General features: G+C 69.7%; 16 protein-coding genes and 1 pseudogene. 6 read left to right on the forward strand and 11 right to left on the reverse strand.

Annotation, left to right across the window (positions count from 1 at the left end):
- Window positions 1–67 precede the first annotated feature (67 nt).
- Both DT076_RS05635 and vsr read right to left on the reverse strand, forming a co-directional pair.
- Window positions 68–904, reverse strand: coding sequence for a DUF3883 domain-containing protein (locus DT076_RS05635; protein WP_114125704.1), 837 nt, complete (start codon window positions 902–904; stop codon window positions 68–70).
- 46 nt (window positions 905–950) lie between these two features.
- Window positions 951–1,454 carry a DNA mismatch endonuclease Vsr gene (gene vsr, locus DT076_RS05640; protein WP_233493680.1) on the reverse strand — a complete coding sequence of 168 codons (504 nt, stop codon included), beginning with the start codon at window positions 1,452–1,454 and terminating at the stop codon, window positions 951–953.
- 50 nt (window positions 1,455–1,504) lie between these two features.
- Between vsr and dcm the strand changes: the two genes are divergently transcribed.
- Window positions 1,505–2,914 (forward strand): DNA (cytosine-5-)-methyltransferase, encoded by a 1,410-nt coding sequence (gene dcm / locus DT076_RS05645; RefSeq protein WP_114125705.1) that lies wholly within the window; start codon window positions 1,505–1,507, stop codon window positions 2,912–2,914.
- Here the strand turns inward: dcm and DT076_RS05650 are convergent.
- The 8 genes and pseudogenes from DT076_RS05650 to DT076_RS05690 form a co-directional block, all read right to left on the reverse strand.
- The gene (locus tag DT076_RS05650; RefSeq protein WP_158548054.1) at window positions 2,911–3,858 is read right to left on the reverse strand and encodes a PD-(D/E)XK motif protein; all 948 of its coding nucleotides are present in this window, start codon (window positions 3,856–3,858) and stop codon (window positions 2,911–2,913) included. The genes dcm and DT076_RS05650 overlap by 4 nt on opposite strands.
- A 98-nt stretch (window positions 3,859–3,956) precedes the next feature.
- A complete protein-coding gene (locus DT076_RS05655) occupies window positions 3,957–6,731 on the reverse strand; it encodes a Z1 domain-containing protein (RefSeq protein ID WP_114125707.1) in 2,775 nt (924 codons plus the stop codon).
- Window positions 6,728–9,019, reverse strand: coding sequence for a DUF262 domain-containing protein (locus tag DT076_RS05660; RefSeq protein WP_147264069.1), 2,292 nt, complete (start codon window positions 9,017–9,019; stop codon window positions 6,728–6,730). Before DT076_RS05660 ends, DT076_RS05655 begins: the two co-directional genes overlap by 4 nt.
- A gap of 44 nt (window positions 9,020–9,063) precedes the next feature.
- Window positions 9,064–9,426 (reverse strand): nucleotide pyrophosphohydrolase, encoded by a 363-nt coding sequence (locus DT076_RS05665; protein WP_233493682.1) that lies wholly within the window; start codon window positions 9,424–9,426, stop codon window positions 9,064–9,066.
- Window positions 9,427–9,441: 15 nt separating this feature from the next.
- Window positions 9,442–11,090, reverse strand: a pseudogene (locus tag DT076_RS20350) (DNA/RNA helicase domain-containing protein).
- Between the two features lie 409 nt (window positions 11,091–11,499).
- A complete protein-coding gene (locus tag DT076_RS05675) occupies window positions 11,500–13,194 on the reverse strand; it encodes an alpha/beta hydrolase (RefSeq protein WP_158548055.1) in 1,695 nt (564 codons plus the stop codon).
- Between the two features lie 521 nt (window positions 13,195–13,715).
- A complete protein-coding gene (locus DT076_RS05685) occupies window positions 13,716–14,816 on the reverse strand; it encodes a peptidoglycan recognition protein family protein (protein WP_114125710.1) in 1,101 nt (366 codons plus the stop codon).
- Between the two features lie 128 nt (window positions 14,817–14,944).
- Window positions 14,945–15,433 carry a hypothetical protein gene (locus DT076_RS05690; protein ID WP_114125711.1) on the reverse strand — a complete coding sequence of 163 codons (489 nt, stop codon included), beginning with the start codon at window positions 15,431–15,433 and terminating at the stop codon, window positions 14,945–14,947.
- Between the two features lie 132 nt (window positions 15,434–15,565).
- Between DT076_RS05690 and DT076_RS05695 the strand changes: the two genes are divergently transcribed.
- The 3 genes from DT076_RS05695 (at window position 15,566) to DT076_RS05705 (ending at window position 18,020) form a co-directional block, all read left to right on the forward strand.
- Entirely contained in the window at window positions 15,566–16,210 is a 645-nt protein-coding gene (locus DT076_RS05695) for a C39 family peptidase (protein ID WP_114125712.1), read from the forward strand.
- A 197-nt stretch (window positions 16,211–16,407) separates the two neighbouring features.
- Window positions 16,408–17,016, forward strand: coding sequence for a hypothetical protein (locus DT076_RS19155; protein WP_147264070.1), 609 nt, complete (start codon window positions 16,408–16,410; stop codon window positions 17,014–17,016).
- A 518-nt stretch (window positions 17,017–17,534) separates the two neighbouring features.
- Window positions 17,535–18,020 carry a hypothetical protein gene (locus DT076_RS05705; RefSeq protein WP_114125714.1) on the forward strand — a complete coding sequence of 162 codons (486 nt, stop codon included), beginning with the start codon at window positions 17,535–17,537 and terminating at the stop codon, window positions 18,018–18,020.
- A 134-nt stretch (window positions 18,021–18,154) separates the two neighbouring features.
- Here the strand turns inward: DT076_RS05705 and DT076_RS05710 are convergent, their stop codons facing one another.
- Window positions 18,155–18,904, reverse strand: coding sequence for an IclR family transcriptional regulator (locus tag DT076_RS05710; RefSeq protein WP_233493683.1), 750 nt, complete (start codon window positions 18,902–18,904; stop codon window positions 18,155–18,157).
- A gap of 114 nt (window positions 18,905–19,018) precedes the next feature.
- Between DT076_RS05710 and aceB the strand changes: the two genes are divergently transcribed.
- Both aceB and DT076_RS05720 read left to right on the forward strand, forming a co-directional pair.
- Window positions 19,019–20,605 carry a malate synthase A gene (aceB, locus tag DT076_RS05715; protein ID WP_114125716.1) on the forward strand — a complete coding sequence of 529 codons (1,587 nt, stop codon included), beginning with the start codon at window positions 19,019–19,021 and terminating at the stop codon, window positions 20,603–20,605.
- A gap of 20 nt (window positions 20,606–20,625) precedes the next feature.
- Window positions 20,626–21,897: an ABC transporter substrate-binding protein gene (locus DT076_RS05720; RefSeq protein ID WP_114125717.1), complete on the forward strand. Its 1,272-nt coding sequence runs from the start codon at window positions 20,626–20,628 to the stop codon at window positions 21,895–21,897.
- Window position 21,898 lies beyond the last annotated feature (1 nt).

Genomic DNA, 21,898 nt, shown 5'->3' on the forward strand with positions numbered 1-21,898 from the left:
GCGTGCCCAGCCGTCTTGCGGGCCGTCCATAGAGACTTGACCGCGGCGATGCATGGCGAAGCAGAGCTCAGCGAGGCACAGCGTCCCAGTTCGTGGGTGCGAGACGGCAGGCCTGGCCCAAGTCGCCAGCCAGCCGGTAGTGACTTTGAGACGCAGTCTCGAAGTTGAAGACCCGGACGAGCGAGTAGCGTTCCGACTCCTTCTGGCTGACAGCCAGCTCATGGCGGGTCACGCTGAAAGGCGTGAACTGGCTCCGACGAGTCGTCTTCACCTCGAGGAGCCGTTCCGATCCGGCCGAATCAAAGGACAAGATGTCGAAGCCCAGCCCGTCACCCTGCGTCTGCGAGACATGCTCCACCCGGTCGGCGAGGTCGGGCCTGCCCAGAGTGACGAGCCGAGTCCTCTCGGTCTTGAGGACTGCCAGCTCACCGGCGAGCCCGAGGCTTCGGTTCGCCTCCTCCAGGGCGACGAAGTCGATGTGCCTGCCGACCGGCTCGTGCCACCTCGCCTCATCGAGCTCGATGATTGGTGCGGCCGCCGGCGGCCCAAGCACCTGCACGTCCCAGCGAGGAGACGGCACCCGTGCGAGCGCTCTCGTCGTCAGAGCGTGAAGATCGCGGGCCGCCACCCACCGTTCGGTCACCGCGGTCCGCAGGGCACCCTGAACGTTCGGGAGAGGCTTGTAGCCGTTGATGAACGGCGCCTGCAGATCGCGGAGGATGCTGCTGATGTTCTGCAGCTTACGCTCGACAGAGCCCTTCGACCGCTGCACGACCTGACGCACCTGCTCGTTGTGAGCGGACTTGTTATATGGCTGACCGCTGAGCTCCATCGTGAGCATGGCCAGGTAGCTCTCCAGGACCACCTCGATCTCCTCCGCGGTCCACGCGTCTCCACTGGCCACACCCGCACACTAGAGCGGGCCTGCGATGCCCGGTCGCAGGCACGCCTCAGCGGTCTCGTCCGATCCCACTCGCTCGCGCTGAACCAGGTGGCGTGGTGGTGGACGCCGCACGGCTGTCCAGCCGGTCGAGCCAGGCCTCGACGACATCTGCAGCGGCGCCTGCTGGGACATGCTCCCAAACCCTCAGCGAGACCCACCCCTGCGTCTGCAGGCTGGCATCGGTATCAGCGTCACGTGCCTGGTTCGCCGCGAGCTTAGCCAGCCACCACTCGCGGTTCGCTGCAGGCTTGTTCCCGTGCTCGGGGCACCCGTGCCAGAAGCAGCCGTCGACGAAGACGGCGAGCTTCTGCCGTGTGAACGCGATGTCGATGGTCCTGCGGTTGTTGCCGGGCACTCGGAAGACCACGCGGAACCGACGACCGCGCCGGTGCAGCTCCCGGCGCAGGGCGAGCTCGGCGCTGGTGTCGCGCCGCCGGGCGCGCGACATGCGCGCCGACACGTCGTCCGAGGACGAGCCGGGATGGGCCGGCACGTTGAAGGTGGCCACCACGCTCCGCCCTGCTCCTTGGATCCGTCAGTCCGTAAGGCTAAGCTCATCGCATGCCTGACAGCCCCTTCACCTTCGCCGACCTGTTCGCCGGCGTCGGGGGCTTCCATGCCGCGCTCCACCACGCCGGCGGACGCTGCGTCTACGTGTCGGAGATCGACGACGCCGCTCGAGCCGTCTACGTGAACAACTGGGTCAAGCCTCTGCCGCCCGACCAGCGACCGCGTATCAACACCGACATCAACCTCGACACCGCAGAGGGTGCCCCGGTCGACGTCCCTCCTCACGACGTCCTCACCGCGGGTTTCCCGTGCCAGCCGTTCTCCAAGTCGGGCGCACAGCGGGGCATGGACGAGACCCGCGGGACCTTGTTCTGGAACATCGCCCGCGTGCTGCAGGAGCGCAGGCCTCCGGTGATCGTGCTTGAGAACGTGCGCAACCTCGCCGGGCCACGGCACGCGCATGAGTGGGACACCATCATCCGGACGCTCCGCCAGATCGGCTACCGGGTGTCGAGCCGTCCGGCCGTCTTCTCCCCGCACCTCCTCCCTCCGAGCAGCGGAGGCACGCCGCAGGTACGGCACCGCGTCTTCATCTGCGGCACCTACATCGGCCCCGAACGAACCGCCGCAGAGCTAGCGGCCGGCCGAGAGCCAGACCCTGTCGTCAACCCCGTGGCCGTCGACGGCTGGAACCCGGCGAGCTGGCGCACGGAGTGGATCCTCGACGAGGAGCCGACCGCCGCCCGGTACCGCCTGAGCGCAGAAGAGGTCCGCTGGATCGACGTCTGGGACGACCTCGTGCAGCGTCTGCACGCTCGCGGCGTGACCCTGCCCGGGTTCCCGTTGTGGTCCGACAGCTGGGTGCTCGAGAGCGACCTCGGCGACTTGTCGGCGCTGCCGAGGTGGAAGGCTGGCTTCCTTCTCCGCAACGCCCGCTTCTACGAGCGCAACAAGCTCACCATCGACGCCTGGAGGAAGGACCATCCGGAGCTCGTTGAGTTTCCCGCGACACGCCGCAAGCTGGAGTGGCAGGCCCAGGGCGCTCGATCTCTGTGGGACACCCTCCTGCAGATGCGCCCCTCGGGCATCCGCGCCAAGGCTGCGACCTACCTGCCGGCGCTGGTGGCGATCACGCAGACGTCCATCTACGGACCGGGCAGACGCCGTCTGACCCCGCACGAGACGGCGCGGCTGCAAGGTCTACCGCGGAGCTTCGACTTCGGAGGACAGCCAGACGCGGCCTCCTACCGCCAGACCGGCAACAGCGTCGCCGTCGGAGCGGTGTGGCACGTGCTGCGCAGCCATGTCCTCCGAGACGCCGCTGACCTGCCGGACCGTCTGGTGCGCGCCGTCACCTCAGCACCGAGCCATCTCGTCTCGGATGCGCTCTCGCCAGCCGCCTTCGACCCGTCGCCCGGCTCCGACGCCCTCGATCTGCAGACCTCGATCCTCGCCAGCTAGCCGAGAGCCGCCCTGAGCAGCCGCTGGGCGAACTGGTTCGGCCCATCTGTCGGGTTGAGGTCACCGCTCACCCGCGGCGGGAGGTTCATCGTGTAGGTGATCGAAGACTGGACCACGAAGCTGCTGCTCGACACCTGGGACGAGCGCAGCACGCCCTCCTGCACCTTCTCATCATTCATGTCGTAGAGGCGGGCGAACCGGACGACGTGCGGTGCTGACCACGCTGGTCTATGGCTCGACGTGGGATCCAGCCCTCTCAGGTAGTCGCGGACGTGTGTGCGGAAGCCCTCGATGTGCTCGGCCGCCAGGCCTCGCTCAGCGAGCTGCTCCTCGATGCGGCGCACCATGTCCTGCAGGTTGATGCTGCCCTCGGTGTCCTCGTCGGCTGCCTCGAGCCCCAGGCTGAGCAGGAAGAGCTGCTCCTTCACCCCGTCGACCACCGTCGGCTCTGCCTGGTGAAGGCCCTGCAGACGGTGCTGCGAATCTGGCCTCCGGGTCGCCTTCACCTCGACACCCACCCGGCCGAGCTCGAAGTCGCGGAGCGAGGGCTTCCAACCTTGCCAACCATCGAGGACGGTGACGACATGGTCGTCCGTGGCGCGGCTGACCAGGGCCTCCAGGGCGTACAGCTCGCCGAGGAGCCCGAGGACGGCGTCATCCTGGCGGACGAGTGGGTCGAGCGCGACCGCGATCAGACCTTCGCACGCAGTGAACGCACCCTCACGGTCTTCTGCCACACCGGCGTCGATCAGCTCCTTGCAGATGACGGCAGCGATCTGGTCGTAGCCCGGGCCGTGCGGGATGACGATGCGGTTCGCGTCGATCGGCTCGTGCCCGTGGTACCAGGTCCGGTGGTCCAGGTGCTCCTTGACCGTCGAGACGCTCGCCCGCAGCGGAGCGCCCGGGATGAAGATCTCGACCTGCTGGCGACTGGTCCTCGCCACAGCCAGTGCTTCCGGCGCCACCCAGGTCAGCGCGCGGTCTGCTCCCGAAGCAGCGGCCCGCAGATCGCGGACCGAGGCCCTGATCTCCTCGTAGCTCCTCACGCACGTCCTCTCGTCGCCGCCGCCGCGAACTGCTCGGGGCCTCCGTCGGGCAGGCCCAGTGCGATCGCAACGGTGAGTCGCCCGTCACGCAGCTGCACCGGGTGAAGCAGGACCAGACCAGGATGGCCCTCCGGCCTCCACGTCATCTCACCGGAGGAGCTGCTCGGTGCGGCTAGCCCGCGGTCGAAGTAGTCGAAGTACAGGTCTCCGGGATAGGAGCCGCCGGTGCCCCGGCTCCCCCACCGGGCAGTGAGATGACCGTCCTTCGTCGTCCGCAGCATGGGCCGGATGGCAGCCGGACCCAGCGACTCCGCACCTCCGTCGCCGAAGCGGACACCCACGTGGAAGCTCGGCCTGAGACGCGACTTCTCTGCCAGGTCGACGGTGGACCACGGGCGTCCGGTGATGGGGTCGACCAGGCCACGGGCGTGCCGTTCGAGACACGCATCCCACAACCGCAGGTACGCCGCCCAGGAGTACGGGCACTCCAACGTGTCCTCGAGGGTGGGGGAGGCAGTCTCCGGCGGTCTGTACAGGGGCAGCAGCGCCTCCTCGGTGATGCCGGCGTGCGCGGCCAGGGCCGCCCAACGACGCCCTTGCCACCCGTCAGGTGCAGGAGCGTAGGTCGAGTACCTCATCGACTCGAGGAGCTGTGCGACGTCCCTCAGGGTGAGGCGCTCGTCGAGCATGAGCCCCCTGGCGTCCTCGACCGTCGCGCCACCGACGAGGTGGTGCGGTCGGCTGAGCACGTCCTCGAGGACGGCGACGTTCGGGTCGCCACCCTCGTTGATGCGGGTGAGGAAGGGCGCCGGCCCTGGCCGGAGCGGGACGCTGCTGACGTTGGTGATCTTCCCTGTCGCCTCGAAGAGCTCGCCCTGCAGCACCAGCGGTGACGGGGCGTCGCCGCTGCCATCCATCAGCGCGACGACATGTCTCCTGAGCGCCTCGTCGTTGTCGTGGTACTGGGCGAAGAGGTCATGCTGCGCCCGGGTGAGGAAGACCCGGCAGAGGTCGAGGTCGGCACCGCGGTAGCCGAACCACCGCTGCATCTGCATCTGGGTGTCGGCCAGCGGGTTCTTCGAGACCCGGCTGAAGGCGGTGGTGGTCAACCCCTCCAGCGTCAGACCCCTGGCCATCACGTTGCCTGACACGAAGATGGTGCACAGGTCCGGGGCGGCCGTCCAGCCGTCGTCCTCCTGCTGCTCGGGTTGGAACCTGGGGCGGTCGTCGGCATCCGGGTCACCGTTGATCACCGCGACCCGGGTGGCCGGCACCACCTCCTCGACCAGGAGCCGCTCGATCTCCGGCCAGTCGTCGCCGCCGGGCCACGGCCCCGCCCCTGCTGTCCCGAGCTCGGTGGCCAGGTTCTGCCGGGAGGAGGTGTAGGACGTCAGCCACTCCCTCCACAGCTCCGGCTGCTCTTCGACCTGCCTCGCCAACCCCTCCGCGGACAGGCTGCGCGACGTCTGCGGAAGCCCGTCCGGTGCCACACCTCCGTAGGACCATGCGACGATCTCGTCAGCGGTCTGGAAGTGGTCCGCGACGAGCCCCGACGGGTGCACCAGCATGCAGTGCACCGGCGGGCTGTGCTGCAGGGCCTCCTCACGGCTGCGGAACAGCGTCCCACGGAGCTGGTCGAGGCTCGTGGACGCGAGCGGGCGGCCCGCCGAGGCGTCCTTCCGTCGATGTCGCCAGAGCTTGATCGCACCGGCGACGAGGAAGGCACGAACTGCCGCTCCGAGTGGTGCGTCGATTGCTGGACCCGGCCGATCCGTCTCGACCATCAGGCTGTCGGCGGCCCGGCGGTAGAAGACCTCCCCGCCGGTGTAGTAGGCCGACCGTCCTGCCGGCTCCAAGAACGTCGACGCACGAGGTGTGACCTGGCCGTGGTCGAGCGGCGTCCTGAGAGCGGCCACGAAGTGCTTGGGCGCCAGCGGGTTGACCGCCTCCTGCAAGAAGTTCGCCTGCGGAGTCGCGGTGTACCCGACGTAGGTCGCGTACAAGTTCGGTGACCAGGTCGAGCCTGCCTCCTGCCATCCCTCCCAGAGCCGCACGATCGCGCGCGGGATCTGCTTCTGCGACGCGTCTGGCCCTCCGAGCGCCTCGCCCCGGGCGTCCAGCACCGAGCCGTCATCAGCCTCGTCGTCGAGGACGAGCATGTGGAAGGGCCGGTCCAGCCCGTCGACCGTCGGCTTCAGCCGCTCCACCAGCACCGTGGCGAGCCCCATGAGGTGGTGCACCTCCTTGAGCGCCACGACGACCAGCGGTCGACCTCTTCCGACGGCTCGTCGGAGGAAGGGCTCGGGACGCTCGTACGCTGCTGCTGCACCGCCTGGGTAGCCAGCCTGCGGAGGTGTCCGAGGCATCAGCACGCAGTCGCGGCCCTCCCCGGGCACGAGGAGCTGTGCGGTCAGGCGGTCGTAGGTCTGCCGCCAGAGCGAGAGGCGGGTGCCCGCGAGCACCACGACCAGGTCGACGCCTCGGTCGAGCGCCATCGCACTGACCGCGAGCATGGAGGCCGTCTTGCCCGACTGCACCGCTCCCATGACGATGCCCTGCCTGGACCGGGACGACGGCCAGCCCTCAGTCTGCGGCGGCCCCGCACCGAAGATGCATCGGTCGACCACGTAGCCGGCGTCCTTGCTCAGGACATCCAGCGCCGTCGAGGTGAGGAATCCTCCGCACAGCTCCCGGTACTGCGGCCACCAACCTGTCGGCAGCGGGTCAGGCCTCGGCTCGGGGTGCAGGATGAACGGTGCCAACGGATTCACGGCCTGCCCTGGCCCGACGCCTCCTGATGCTCGGCGCGCAGGGCGACCAGCGTCCGGACGCCTGACGTTCCGAGCGCCTGCCGCACGGCTTCGTCCGCCTGCGAAGGCGTCAGCCCCAGCGTCTCCACGATCCCCAGGGCCACCGTGGCGATGAAGCGCCACTGCTCCTTCGTCTGCGTCTTCGTGGGTCGCCGCCACTCCTTCGAGGCCGTGCTCCGGGCGAGCTCGTCCGCCGCGTCCTCGAGACGGCTGTCGATCCCGTCGGGGTCGGCGACCAGAGCCAGGGCGACGCCCAGCAGGGAGGCGACCAGCGTCAGCTCCTCCCAGGCGGCCTTGCCGCCACGGAAGTTGGGTGCCCACGCATCATCGGCCGCGAGATGGGCCTCGACCGCCGAGGCGAGCGTGACCGCTGCGCGCTGCACGACGGCCTCCTGACGCATGGGGTCCGCACGGTTCTCCTGCACCCGGTGCAGGAAGGCGTTGATGTGCTGCGAGGTGGAGCGGAGACGCAGCTTGCCGTCGTCGGTGAGCCCGTCGAAGACCAGGAGGGACAAGAGCCAGGAGAGGATCTTGGTCCGCCTGTAGCGCGCTTTGCCCATGCCGTACTGGCCGAGGTGGTCCGACAGCGACTCGACCTGTGGCCACACACGGGTCAGCACCTTTGCCACGGTCCTCGGGTCGTGGATGTCGTCCACGTCACCTGCGGCTGCCAGCAGCGCCAACGTCAGCGGGACGTCGTGGAAGACGGCGTTGCGGATCTCCTCGGCGTTCAGGTGCTTTCCCTGCTTGTTGTAGAGGTTGAACACCTCGTGGATCTGCCGAGGGGTCGCCTCCTCGAAGATGATCACCGGAATGCGGTACTCGCTCGTCTGCTGGAACACCTCCTCCAAGGTCTCCATCGTCCCGGCGATCGCGATGCGCTCCTGCTCGATCTCGGTGTAGTACCGGCCGGCCATCTGCTGCAGCACCCCCGGCAGGTCCTTCTCGTTGCGGCCGAGTGGGAACGGGAAGTAGTACTCGCGCTCCTCGGCCGAGGTCAGCGCCTTGCCGGTCGCCTTGGCCACCGCCCGTCTGAAGGCCGGGTAGTCGGTGCGGAACAGATTCTCGAGGTCGGCCTCGGGGAACTGCTGCGCGTACTGCGCCACCCGCCGCAGCGCCACCGGATGGGCACCCATGAAGCGCAGGATCGACGTCAGACGCTGCTTCCCGTCGACCACCTCGAACGGCTGCTGGGCGTCGGTCGACTTCAGCAGGATGACCGACGGCAACGGGATGCCTCTCAGGATGGACGCGATCAGCAGCTGGGCGTCCGTGTTCGGCCAGACGTTGCCGCGCTGGTATGTCGGGCTGAGGTTGAGCTGGTGCTTGCGAGCCCGGGCGGCGAAGTCTGTGATGCTCCACGACCCCGTCTTGGCCTGCACCGCCTTCCCCGGCTCGGCACCGAGCTCCTCCTCGTCCGCCTCCTCCTCCGCGGTCCAGGCCTCCTCCCAGGCCCGGAAGGCGCGCCCGAGGTCCGGCGCGTCCTTGTCGAGCTCGGCCTCGAAGACGTCCGAGTAGATCTTCACCGCCCGGTCGGTCTGACGCCGGAGGGAGTCCAGGCCGTCGGCGTTCAGGCGCCTCGTGCCGTCGGGCTGCAGCTCGACAGCTTCCTCCGGACGAGTGAAGCCGAGACCGAGCACCAGCGAGCTGAGCAGCTCGTCGGGCGTGTGCCCACTGATGCTCGAGACCAGGTACAGCCACGGCTCGACCTCCATCACCTGGTGCAGCCAGGCGGAGCCGGTGAAGTCGACGTCCTCAGGACCGAACGGGAGCGGACCGCCTCGACCGCTCGGGAAGCGCCCGACCCCTGACAGGTGCGCCAGGTTGTCCCTGATCTCCTGCTCGACGGCCTGCCTCTCGTCCTCGGTCTGCGGTGCCGCGGGGGCGACGGTCGTCATCGTTGCAGTGCCCTTCTCATCGAGGTGCGGGTCCGACGGCCGCCCCATCTCCTGCTCGAGCGCCTGCAGCACTCGGTTCAACCCTGTCAGGGTGACGGTGTCACCCGCCGACCAGCAGCTCTCGTCCCAGGCCAGACGGGCGTGACGAACCATCGTCTCGGCGAGCTCCACCTTGCCGAGGTCGTTCGGGAACGACAGGGACATGCGCCTCGCCACATCGACGAGCAGCGCCTTCCGTTCCTTGCTGCCACGACCCAGCTCACCCGGCGCGCCAGTCGCGAGCAGACCTAGGCGAGTCACGGCCTCCTGCTTGGACCTGGCTGAAGCGAACGGGGCGGTCGGCTGAGCCATGGCAGAAGGTTATGCGAGGTCGTCGTCGCGGCTGGCGCCACCTGTCAGTCAGACAGCCGGGCTTGGGGCGCCCCGCGAGAAGGAGCGCCTCCTGGCAGTGCGTGCTTCAGCGCATTGCGTTCCATCTTCGCCCGCGAGACCGCGGCCAGGTCGATGTCGAGGACGTCTGCGAGACGCACCAAGTAGAGAAGGACGTCGGCCATCTCCTCGCCCACCCGAGCGCGCAGCGGTTCCTCGTGCGCCTCCTCGGCGGCGTGCTCGGCCGGGAGCCACTGGAACAGCTCCGCCAGCTCCCCCACCTCACCGACGAGGGCGAGCAGCAACGACTTCGGGTCGTGGAACTGCTCCCAGTCCCGCTCCTCGGTGAAGCGCCGCATGGCAGCCCGCAGCTCGATCAGATCGCTCACCGGTCCAGCCTCGCCTCAGCCGACCAGACGCTCAAGCAGGGCCTGCGTCTCGGCGTCGGTCGAGAACACCGTCTGCCCCTTCATGCCGCGGGTGAGCAGCACCTTGTAGGTGTTGCGCACAGCCCGGTCGAACTCCTCAGGTGAGCCCTTCTTGGCCTGGCTGTCGTGGCTGTGCTCAGGCCGCGCCACCCAGCGGTCCTCTCGCCAGACGAGGTCGGGGCCCATGATGACGCCGGACCAGTCGTACTCGAAGCCCTGCGCGGTGTAGACGCAGCCCACCTGCTCGAAGCCGCGGGCGTCCGAGGCCCAGAAGGGCGTGCCGGGCGCGTCACCGACCGTCGTCTCCTTCTTGTTGTTCCACGGTCGGTGCCAGTCGTCGATGCGCACATCGGCCTTGAGCGCCTCACCGCTGCGGACGTCGCTCCACGGCCAGCAGTAGCCCGCCGCCATCCGGGCGTTGTCACCGGCTTCCAGCCGCTGCGCAGCCGGGCCTCCATCTCGGCCGGGCTGCGGCTGACGCTGAGCTCGAACTGGTCGTCGCCCTCCCAGCGGACGGGGCCGCCGGGCTCCAGTCCGAGCAGCTGGTAGAGCCACTTCTCGTAGGCCCGGCTCCCACCACACCGGAACTGCTCGTTCAGCTCGATCTCCCGGGTGCTCAGCCCGGCGGCCGCGGCGGCCGCCTTGATGTCGGCCACCGTCCCGATCTCGCCGGGGCGCACCACCTGGTACTCGTCGAGCAGGAACACCGGCACCCGGGCGGCATCGATCAGCTCGGCGATCTGCGGTCGGCCGGTGCGTTGCGCCGCCGGCGTCCACCGGTTGTGCGACACCTCGCGGATACGGTGCGCCTCATCGCAGATGAGGACGTCGAGGTCGTTCGGCCGCGCGTCGGCGAAGCTGTTGAAGAACTTGAACAACGACTTCACCTGCGGCGCCCGGGCACCGGCAACCTTGCGCAGCGTCTTGGTGAACGCGCTCGACCCCGTGGCGTGCAGCGCTGCGTAGCCCTGGCGGGCGAGCTCACCGAGCAGCGAGAGCGCGATGACGCTCTTGCCCGAGCCCGGCCCGCCGGTGACGATGAGGACCTCTTTGGTGTTGAGCCGCTGCGCCCGCTCGACCGCGCGCATGACCAGTGAGTACGCCTGACGCTGCGCGTCGAGGAGCACGAACTGCTCGCGTCGCTGCACCTCCTCCGCAGCCAGACCGAGCAGCTGCTTGCTGGGACGGACACGTGCCGAGAGCAGCTGGTCGGCCGCAGCGGCTCCGCCCTCGCCGCTGAGGAGCGTCCGCAGGTAGGCGATCCACTCGCCACGCCGCTGGCCGGTGAACAGCCGGCCGTGCTGGTCGGGCACGAGGTCGAAGAGCTGCCGGACGCCGTCGTCCTGAGCGTTGTGCAGGTAGGCAGCTCCATGCAGGCTCGGGCCGGCGCCGGCCACGAAGTCGGTGAGATAGCGGCAGTAGGCCCGCACCTGCTCCACGGGGTGCAGTCGCTCGCTGCCGTCGCGGAGGACGCAGACGTCCTCGCTGTCGACCAGCATGCTGGCCTCGCTCCACTGCTTGAGCTCCACCGTCACATACACCGGCTGACCGGTTTTCGGCGAGGTACCGCAGAGGAGCGCGTCGACACGCTTGCTGGTGAGCGGCAACTGGTACTCGAGGAGCATCTCCACACCGGACAGCGCGGCGTCGTGGAGGTCGTTGGCGAGCACGGCGAGGCTCTCCCGCCAGGACCGCTGCTCGGCCGGGCTCGGGCGGTGGCCGACCTGACGCCGGAACTGCTCGCTCAGCACGTCCACCAGCGTGTCAGCGCGGACACGTTCGAGGAGGTGCGCCGCGGACCCGCGGAACAATGGCACGACAAACCCCAGGAAGTACGGAACTTCCCGCACGGGTGGGAGGCTCGTCGCGCTGACTCGCCTGTCGGGCCGGGCGGCTTCAGCGGCACTCTACCGAGGGCCCGACGGGGCGCCACGCCCTCCGAGGCGTCCGGGCTGGAGTGTCGGCCGCGCCCTTCTGAACGCGCGGAGAGGGGCCGCACAGCGTCCGGGCTGGCGGCCGCTCCCACGGTGTCGTTCAGGAACGCGTCAGGCTCAGCTGCGGCGCGTTCTGCTCACGCACCAGCTGCCGCAGCTGGTTCGGCCCCTCAGCGGCCTCCGGATCGTCGGTGAACGGGTTGCCCTCCATCGCGCAGACCCGGCCGTCGATCTCACCGGCGCTGTTCGGATCCAGCAGGTACTGCCCCACCAGCTCCCCGGCGCACACGTTGGCCCCGAGCGCCCCGTGCCCCGGGGTCTCGGTGGTCAGCAGCGCGCTGTTCGGCAGCAGGCCGCGAAGGGACTGGGCACCCTCGTAGCGGGTGGCGGGGTCCTCGCGGTTGCCCACCACCAGCACCGGCGCCGCGGTCTGGTTCGTGTACGGGCCGGTGTAGCGGTCCTCGTCGGTGAAGGGCCAGACGCTGCAGGTGCTGCCGGCCCAGGTCCACACCTGACCGAAGGGGCCGTCGGTACGCACTGAGCGGTCACCGGCCCGGTCGATCTGGTCGTGGTCGCTGGGGTTCTCGCTGTCGCTGCAGCCGACCCCGACGAAGCCCTGGTTGGCGTTCACGGTGTCGGGGATCTCGGGGAACGGGGCGTCGCTGGACTGCGCCAGCGTCGACCGCGCGGTGTCGGCGTCCGGCAGCAGCTGGGCCTGCTGGGCGGTGCGTCCCAGCTCCTCGGGGCTGGCACCCGCCTCCAGCTGGGCCAGCAGCTCGGCCAGCAGGGGGAAGAGCGGGGCGTTGTAGAGCAGGTTCATGGTCAAGGCGAGCAGCTCGTCGTAGCCGATCACCAGCACCTCACCGGTGGACGGGTCGCTGAGCTCGATCGGATCCTCCCGCACCCGCTCGGCCAGCGCGTCGAACCGGGACCGGGCGTCGGGGGCGAGCGCGCACGTCTGCGGCCCGGCGTCCTCGCACAGCTCCAGGAAGCGGTCGAGGGTCTCGGTGGCGCCCTCGCCGGAGCGGATCGCGGTCAGGAACGGGAGCCGGCCCGGACGGTTCGCCCACTTCACCGGGTCGATCACGGCGTCCACCACCAGCGCACCCACCCGGTCGGGGAACATGTTGGCGTAGGTCGATCCGAGCTGGCTGCCGTAGGAGATGCCGTAGTAGTGCAGCTTCTCCTCCCCCAGCAGCTCGCGGACGTGGTCGTGGTCGCGGGCCACGTTCGCCGTCGACATGTGCTCGGCGATGGCACCACCGTTCTCCGCGCACGCCTCGGCGAGATTGCGGTCAGCGGCCTCGAAGGCCGGCAGCTCCTCGTCCTCGACGGGGAAGGCGCCCGGCTTGGTCGCGGGCAGCGCGTCCTCGACGGTCGCGAAGCAGTCCAGCGGGGTGCTGCGGCCGATGCCCCGCGGGTCGATGCCCACCAGGTCGTAGCGGGAGGACGCCTCCGCGCCGATCCACTCCTGCAGCTGCGGCCCGCCGGCGGCGACGAACTCCACCGCCGAACCGCCGGGACCGCCCGGGTTGACGAAGAGCGAGCCGATCTTGTTCTCCTGGTCCGACGCCGGCAGCCGGACCATGGCGAGGTCGATCTGCTCGCCGTCGGGGTCGTCGTAGTCGAGCGGCGCCGGCACCAGGGCGCACTCCAGGCCCTCGGTGAGGTCGGCGTAGCAGGGGTGCCAGGCGATCTGCTCGGCCGGTTCGGCGGACGCCGGGACCAGACCGGCCACCAGGACGGCGGCCGCACCGAGGGCTGCGGGTGGGATGAGGCGTGACACATGGGGCACGGGGGTTCTCCTCAGTTGTCGGGGTACTTCATGCTCAGCACACCTCGGCATCGGTCGACCACCCCTGCGGACGCATCTGGGCCCACAGGACTACACCGTCCCGGGCGGCTGCTGACAGACGTCACCACGAGGCCGGGATCCCCCGACCTTGCGGACGTCGACGGCGCACGCCAACCCGTCCGCGAGCGTCGACCCACCGGAAGGCATCCGCCTTGGAGCCAGCGTGAGGACGGCGACATCAGCCGGCCGACGATCTACGCCCTGCACGAGAACCCGGAGTGGTTCCCGCCGTTCGCGGCGGCGTTCGCCGAGCAGGGGTGGAGGTCGAGGAGTGGGTGCTCACCGACGGCGTCCTCGACCTGGACGCCGCCCCGCCGCCGGGGGTGTTCTGGTGGCGGATCAGCGCCTCCACCCACACCCGCGGCCACGGGCTGTCCAAGGACTACGCGCGGGCGTGCTGTCCTGGCTGGAGGCGCACGGCGACCCGGCTCGGGGCCCCGCGAGGCCCCGAGCCGCAGCGGTCAGCCGATCAGTGCCGCCGTACGCGACCGCAGCGAGGCCATCTTGGCGATGACGTTCCGCCCCGGGCAGGCGGTCGCCATCACGTCACCGTGGCCGGCGATCCGGTAGATGGTCTTGCCGGCCAGCGTCACCCGGCTCTCCGGGTCGCGCCCGTACGGCGCGAGCTCCCAGGCCGCCAGGCGGGCGGCGGACTCCAGCATCGCCGTGGTCGCGGCGGCGGTCTCGTAGTTGCCCATGAACGAGATGCCGACGGTGTCGGTGTTCCAGCTGCCGGCGTGCGCACCGTGGGCGTTGGACTCCACGCTGCCGTCGCGGCCCTCGAAGATCCGACCCCACTTGTCGATGAGGAAGTTGTAGCCGATGTCGCACCAGCCCAGCGTGTTGGTGTGGTACGCGTGGATGCCGCGGATGATCTGCGCCGAGTCGGCCTGGGTGTAGCTGTTGGTGCCGGCGGTGTGGTGGATGATCGCGGCGTGCAGCGTCGGGTTCGGGCCGCGGCAGGTGCTGCCCAGGTTGGGATCCGCGCCCCAGCCGCCGCGCCACGTGAGCTCGGGACGGGCCGGCGCCGCGGTCGTCCCGAGGCGGTCACCCGGCACCTCGCGGTCGGAGGCGAGCCGCTCGGGGTCGATGAGCACGACCTGCGGGTCGGCGACGTCGCCAGCGGGAGCGTCGAGCACCCGGACGGCCACGCCGTCGCAGTCCCCGACGAAGATCGGGTCCGTACCGTCGCGGGGGCCGACGGTGCCCTCGACGCGGCCCACCGGTCCATCCCCGAGCGGGCCCCAGTCGCTCCAGCGGCCGTCGCGGCGGACCCGGTATCGGACGTCCGGCGCAGGGGCGTCGGTGACGGTCCAGGTGACGGCGAGGGTGGAGAAGGCGCTGGTGGTGCGGGCGGCGAACTCGGCCACCGGGCGGGCCTCGCGGGACGTCCGGGTGGTGCTGGTGACCGGGTCGAGGTCGAGGTAGTCGATGCGGGTGCGGGACGGCTCGGCGACCGCCGGGAACGGGGCGACCAGACCGGCGCCGACGGTTCCGGTGAGGCCGACGACCCCGCCGAGGCGGAGCAGCGAACGGCGGGAGAGCGCAGCAGAGCCAGACATGGCGACCTTTCAGGGGGGTGGGGTCGTCTGGACGAGGGCACGGCCCTCGCCTCGCAGTTAACCGTCCGGCTCGGCGGATGTCACGGGGTCGGGCGCACGAGATCAGGGCTCGTGGACGTCCGGCTGGTTCAGGAGACGGTGGCGTGCGGGACGGCCGGCAGCTCGAGCGCGTCGAAGAAGTGGCCCACCGTGGACTCGTCGACGCCGCGCACCTGGAGCAGCTGGGACCGGGCCTCCTCGCGGTGCTGGGCGACGTCAGTGGACGTCAGCAGGCCGACGGCGATGAGCGCGTCCGCGGCGTCCTGGACCACGCAGGTGCGCGGACGTCCGCCCAGGTGGCAGGGATTCCGCATGACCCGGGCGAAGGCGTAGTCGTCCAGGCCGGTGATGTGGGTGAGCTTGTCGGCACGGCACGCCCGGTGCAGGTGCCAGCGGTCGACCGCCCGGCGGATCTCGTCCGGCTCGCAGGCGGGATCGGTCGCGGTGGCCGTGGTGAAGACCGCAGCGATCAGCGCGAGCTCCACCTGGTCGGCGTAGCTCGACGGGTGCGTGGCCGAGATCGGTGGAGGGGTGGCCTCCTTCGCCGTCGGCTTCCGCAGGAACCGGTCCAAGAGCATCGTCGCTCCTCCTACGTGTCGTCGTTGACCCTTCGAGAGTAGATCAACGCTCCACCGGTCAGAGGATCCGGCGGCGACGGGCTGACCCTGCGGCGTGGTCGTCTGAGGCCACCCCAACGGAAGGACTGATCGATGTCTCCCACCCCTCCCCAGCTCAGCCGTCGGCACGCGTTCGGCGTCACCGCGGCCCTCGGACTCGGCGCCGGGCTGTCGGCGCTGCCCACCCTCACCGAGACCGCGGCCGCCATGCCGCCGATCCCCGAGCCCGGCATCCCCGACCGCAAGGTGCTGAGCTACACCTACCAGCGGCAGGCCACCCAGAACTGGTGCGCGGCGGCGTCCGGTCGGATCGCGCTGTCGGCCAAGGGCAAGACCCCGACCCAGAACTCGCTGCGCAAGCAGATGGGGATCGGCCCGGAGGGCAGCCACGGGCTGCAGGAGCCCCGCGAGATCGCCTGGACGCTCAACGCCCGGCTCGGGCTCGGCGGCAAGTCCTTCCGCTACCGGCTCTACATCCCCGCAGCCGGCACGCTGAAGGAGCGGCTGCGTTACCGCACCCGGATCAGCATCCACAACGGCTATCCCGTGGTCATCAACATGAACAGCGTCGCCGGTGAGCCCTACAGCGCCGGGCACTACATCGCGATCGTCGGCTACGACAAGACCCGCTACAAGATCGCCGACCCGGACGCGCCCAGCCGCAACGGCGTCTGGTACCACCAGAACGACATCGTCGACTGGAACAAGCGCAACCGCTTCACCGCCTTCGGCACCTGATCCGTCGGCTGAGCGCTGCCGGTGCGACCGTCTCGGTCGTACCGGCAACCGCGGTTCCTGTGGCTTTCGCGGCCGGTTATCCCCAATCCACATGACTTATCCACAGGTTCTGGTGAAAGGCTGTGGGCCGCGGGATCCCGGTGGCAGGATGACGACCGAGACGGCTCGAGGCCTCACCCCAGGGAGGAGCGGATCTCGTGAGACGACGGCTGCGTGCCGCCATGGTGGGCATCGGGCTAGGGTCTGCCTTGTTCGTGGGAGCGTGCCGTGGCGCAGACCCCGATCCAGCTCCTACGGCGGTATTGCCAACGCCGGCCGTCCCTTCCGCGAGCCCCTCACACAAGTCAGCAGAACAACAGGCGGCGAACGCAGCGGCTGAGCGATATCTTGCGGGCCGGGATCTTGCGGAGTCGCTGCTGGTGGATGGCGCCTACGACGATCCGGCTAGTCAACTCGAGCAGTACTTCTCCGGGCAGTACCTCGAGTTCTGGGAAGCAGAGTTCGCTGAGTACCGCGACAAGAGCTGGTCCACGACCGGCGACGTACGAACGGTTATCGAGAGCGCCGGGTCGTACGAACCAGCCTCGGCGAGCGGCCCCGAGACGATCAAGATCTACGCGTGCGTCGACTTCCGTGAGACCACTGTGGTGGACGAGGACGGTCAAGAGCAGGAGCGCGGCTTCGACTTCTCGCTCGATGAGGTCCAGATGGTCAATACCAGTGACGGCTGGATGGCCGACTCCGTCGGTTCTGCAGTGTTGAGAGAACTCGAGGACACACCATGCGCTGGCGTTCTCGCGTCGTAGGACTCGTCTATGTGGGCGGCATCTTCCTCATCGGCGCCTCAGTCACACAGCCCACCGCCGTGGCCAATCCGTCCCCTCAGGACGTACGCATCGACAGTAATGGCGCCACGGCGGAGTTCTTTGAGGAGAATGCTGGAGACGGCAGTGGAGCCGACGACGGCCATGCCCGGGGCGGCTCAGGCCAAGAGGCAGCGGGGGCCGATACGCGGAGTCCCGGATCTTCAAGCCGGCGCGGCTTCCGCGACTACGGCGCTCCTGTTCCGGACAGCGGCGGCGCCTACCAAGCGCCAACGCGACAAACGACTGAGGGCAGCGCACCGCCACCGCACCGCTGGGCAACCTCCGGACGAACCGCGATACCTGGGATCGGGTCCTGCGATCGAGCTGTTCAGCAAGGCTTGGATGCTGGGTGCGTTCCGGCGGATCAGACGCCGGCAGCCGGGCCGGAGATAGAGCCGGATGAGCCAGCAGCACCTGCGGCTGCACCGGAAGCAGCGGCCGAACCCGCAGTTGACCCAGTGGTCGCAGCCCTGTCGCTGATCGCTGAGATCGAGTTTGCCGGCGGCACTCCGCAGATCGGACCCCCTGCCGACATCAACCCCTGGGACATCTACGTGGTGGGCTATCCGTACTGGTTCTGGACCGACGGGCCGACCTCGCTCACCGACTCCGAGGAGTCCCTCGGCGTCGAGGTGTCGCTTGAGGCGACGGCCACCTCGGTGACCTTCACCACCGGCGACGGCGGCAGCGTCACCTGCGACCCGGCGAGCGCACCCGCCTGGGGCAGCTCCGTCGCACCCGAGGAGCCCTCGCCGAGCTGCGGCTACACCTGGGAGCGACGCTCGGCGACGCCCGATCACCCAGACGCCACCCACACTGTCACCGCCACCACCACCTGGGAGGTCGACTGGACCGCCGGCGACGCCTCCGGCACGGAGGTCGTGCAACGCAGCGAGTCCGTCGACGTCGTGGTCGGAGAGCTGCAAGCCCTCGTCACCGGCTGACCCACCGCCCTCGGCCGAGGACGAGTCTTCGCTGAGCACACCCGGCGACCGGCGCGCAGGTGGTTGCTCAGGAGGAGGACGGCGCTGGTCCGGGGGCTCCGCCCCGACTTCCGTCGGCTCACGCTCCCCGCGGGTCAGGGTGCCGCGACAGCTCCGCCCGCCTCGCGCCCGTCGACGATCAGGGCCAGCCGGTCGGCCGCGTCGAGCACGACCGGGGCCAGCTGGGGCACCCGCTCGGTCGTCACCCGCGCCGAGGGCCCGGAGATGGAGACGGCCAGCCGGACGCTCTTGGTCGGAACCGCCACGGCGATGCAGCGCACCCCCACCTCCTGCTCACCGTCGTCGATCGCGTAGCCGCGGGAACGGATGGCGGCCATCTCCTCGAGCAGCCCCGCCACCGTGGTGATCGTCTGCGACGTCCGCGGCTCCATGCCGGCATGTTCGACGATGGCGCGGACCTCGTCGTCGGGCAGCGCCGACATCAGCGCCTTGCCCACCCCGGTGCAGTGCGGATCGACCTGCCGGCCGACCTCGGTGAAGGTCCGCATGGTGTAGGGCGACGGTGACTGCGCCAGGTAGATCACCCGGTCGTTGGACAGGATGGCCAGGTTCGCGGTCTCGGACGTCTGCTCGGTCAGCGCCCGGAGGACGGGATGGGCCCACGTGCTCAGGGTCTGGCGGACCACCTCGCCGTAGCTGAGGAAGCGCGGCCCCAGGGCGTAGAGCCGGTTCTGCGTCTGACGCACCAACCCGTGCTCGCCCAGCGTCGCCAGCAGGCGGTGCACGGTGGTCAGCGGCAGCCCGGTCTCCGCCACGAGCTCACTGAGCGACGCCTGCCCGCCGGCTGCGGTCAGCGCCTCCACCACGGCCACAGCGCGCTGCACCGACTGGACTGCACCACCGGCCATCTTTTCCTCCGACCTGTTGACGGGACCGCTCACACACCATAGCGTTCCGCATGTCGAATAGTAGTTTCCACCAGGCGGAAGTCAGAGTTGATGATCCAGATCCTTGGAAGTTCCCGTCCCGACGCAGAGCGGGTGCTCACCCCCCAGGCCCTCGAGCTGGTCGAACAGCTCCACCACCACTTCGACGGACGTCGTCGAGAGCTGCTGGCGCTGCGAGCGGAGCGGGCCCGCACCATCACGGCAGGCAAGGACTTCGACTTCCTGCCCGAGACCGCCGACATCCGCTCAGGTGAGTGGACCGTGGCCCCCGCCGGGCCAGGTCTGGACGACCGCCGGGTCGAGATCACGGGCCCCCCGGAGCGCCGGATGGCGGTGAACGCGCTGAACTCCGGCGCCAAGGTCTGGCTCGCCGACCTCGAGGACGCCATCACCCCGAGCTGGGACAAGCTGGTCGACGCCCAGCTCACGCTGCACCGCGCGGTGCACGGCGACCTGGACTTCACGACCGAGCAGGGCAAGGAGTACCGCCTCGGTGAGGAGCTGGCGACCATCGTCGCCCGGCCCCGGGGCTGGCACCTGCTGGAGGAGCACGTGCTCGTCGACGGCACACCGGTCGCCGGCGCCCTGTTCGACTTCGCGATCTACCTGGCCGCCAACGCCGAACGGCTGCTGGCCAACGGCAGCGGCCCCTACTTCTACCTGCCCAAGCTCGAGAGCCACCTCGAGGCCCGGCTGTGGAACGACGTCTTCACCTTCGCCCAGGAGCGGCTGGGCATCGCGCACGGGACGATCCGCGCGACCGTGCTGATCGAGACGATCCCGGCCGCCTTCGAGATGGAGGAGATCCTCTACGAGCTGCGGGACCACGCGGCAGGGCTCAACGCCGGCCGCTGGGACTACATGTTCAGCCTCATCAAGTACTACCGCGACCGCGGAGCCCGGTTCGTGCTGCCGGACCGCAACGCCGTCACCATGACGGTGCCCTTCATGCGCGCCTACACGACCCTGCTGGTGCAGACCTGCCACCGGCGCGGCGCCCACGCGATCGGCGGGATGTCGGCCTTCATCCCCAGCCGCGACGCCGACGTCAACGCCACCGCGCTGGACAAGGTCCGGGCCGACAAGGAGCGCGAGGCCGGCGACGGCTTCGACGGCTCCTGGGTGGCCCACCCCGGCCTGGTCGACATCTGCCGCAGCGCCTTCACCACCGTGCTGGCGGACCGTCCGCACCAGAAGGACGTGCTGCCCGACGGCCACGTCTCCGCTGCCGACCTCCTGGCCGTCGACCAGACCCCCGGCGCCGTGACCGACGAGGGCCTGCGCAGCAACGTCTCGGTCGCCCTGCGCTACCTGCGGTCCTGGCTGGGCGGCGTCGGCGCCGCGGCGATCGACAACCTCATGGAGGACGCGGCGACCGCCGAGATCGCCCGCGCGCAGGTGTGGCAGTGGGTGCACTCCGGGACGCGGACCTCCTCGGGTGAGCCCATCACCGCCGAGGCCGTCCGAACCCTGGTGGAGGAGCAGGTCGCCGCCCTCGGGCCCGACTTCCCGCCGGCCGCCAGAGACGTCTTCCTGCAGATCGCGCTCGCCGACGACTTCGACGACTTCCTGACCACTGTCGCCTACCCCCACGTGGTGGAACCGTCGGCTCGCGCCGACGTCGCCGCAGGGGTCTGACCACGTACCCGAGGAGAACGATGACCATGACACGGATCAGCCGACGCAGCCTGATCACCGGCCTCGGCGCCCTGGGCGCCAGCGGGGCACTGGCCGCCTGCGGTGGCGGGCCGGCTGGCTCCGCGACGCCCAACGAGGTGTCCTTCGCCAACTGGTCGGACAACTTCGCCGATCTCTACACCCAGAGCCTGGACGCCTACGAGGCCCAGTCGGGTGTGACGGTCGTACGCCAGGCCGATGTCCCCTTCGACGACTACCAGACCAGGTTCCGCACGCTGCTCTCGGGCGGGCAGCCGCCGGGTCTGATGCGGCTCAACGACGACTTCGTGCGCGAGATGACCGACAAGGAGCAGCTGGCCGACCTCGGCGAGCGGATCAGCGGTCTGAGCGAGGAGGAGTACTTCGCCGACGTCGCCGCCTTCACCGCTCTGGAGTCCGGGCAGGGCGGCCTGCCCATCGGGTCATCGCCGCGGGTCCTCTTCTACAACAAGACGATGCTCCAGGAGGCGGGGATCACCCCGCCCAGCAGCTGGGTACCCGACCAGTGGCAGTGGGACGACGTGCTTGCTGCCGCCCAGGAGGTCACCGGAGGGGACCGGTACGGCATCTGCCTGTGGACGGACACCGGCTTCGAGAACACCTTCGCCGTGAACAACGGCGGCCCGGGGATCTTCTCCGCCGACGGCACCAGCTTCACCCTGGCCGACCCGGCCGGCATCGAGGCGATCCAGTGGGTGGTCGACCTGACCCTCAAGCACAAGGTGCAGCCGACCTGGGCCTACCTCACCGGGGAGGACGCCGACCTGAGGCTGTTCACCGCCGGCAACCTCGGGATGTTCTTCGGCACCATGGGCCTGGCCACCTACATGCGGGAGAACGTCACCGACTTCGAGTGGGACGTCGCCCCGATGCCGGCCAAGGTCGAGCAGCGGCAGGAGGGCAGCCTCTCGGTCTTCGTGGTACCCCGGGAGTCCGCTGACGTCGACCGCGGCTGGGAGCTGCTGCAGTGGATGGTGGGCCGCGAGTCGGGCTCGATCTTCGCCGAGGCCGGCGCCTTCATCCCGCTGCACCGGGAAGCGGCCGCACTGGTCGAGAAGACCTCCACCCAGGGCGAGAACATGGCATTGTTCGCCGAGGCGGCCGGGTACCAGACCACCGTCAACTCCACCCGAGCCACCGCGCAAGCCGTGCAGCTCTACCGCCCCCAGCTCGAGCGCGCCTACATCGGCGAGATCAGCGTCGAGGAGGCGCTGACCAGTGTCCGGGCCCAGGTCGAGCGTGTCATCGGCTGAC

Source organism: Desertihabitans brevis, from assembly GCF_003327535.1.
Taxonomy (GTDB): Bacteria; Actinomycetota; Actinomycetes; order Propionibacteriales; family Propionibacteriaceae; genus Desertihabitans; species Desertihabitans brevis.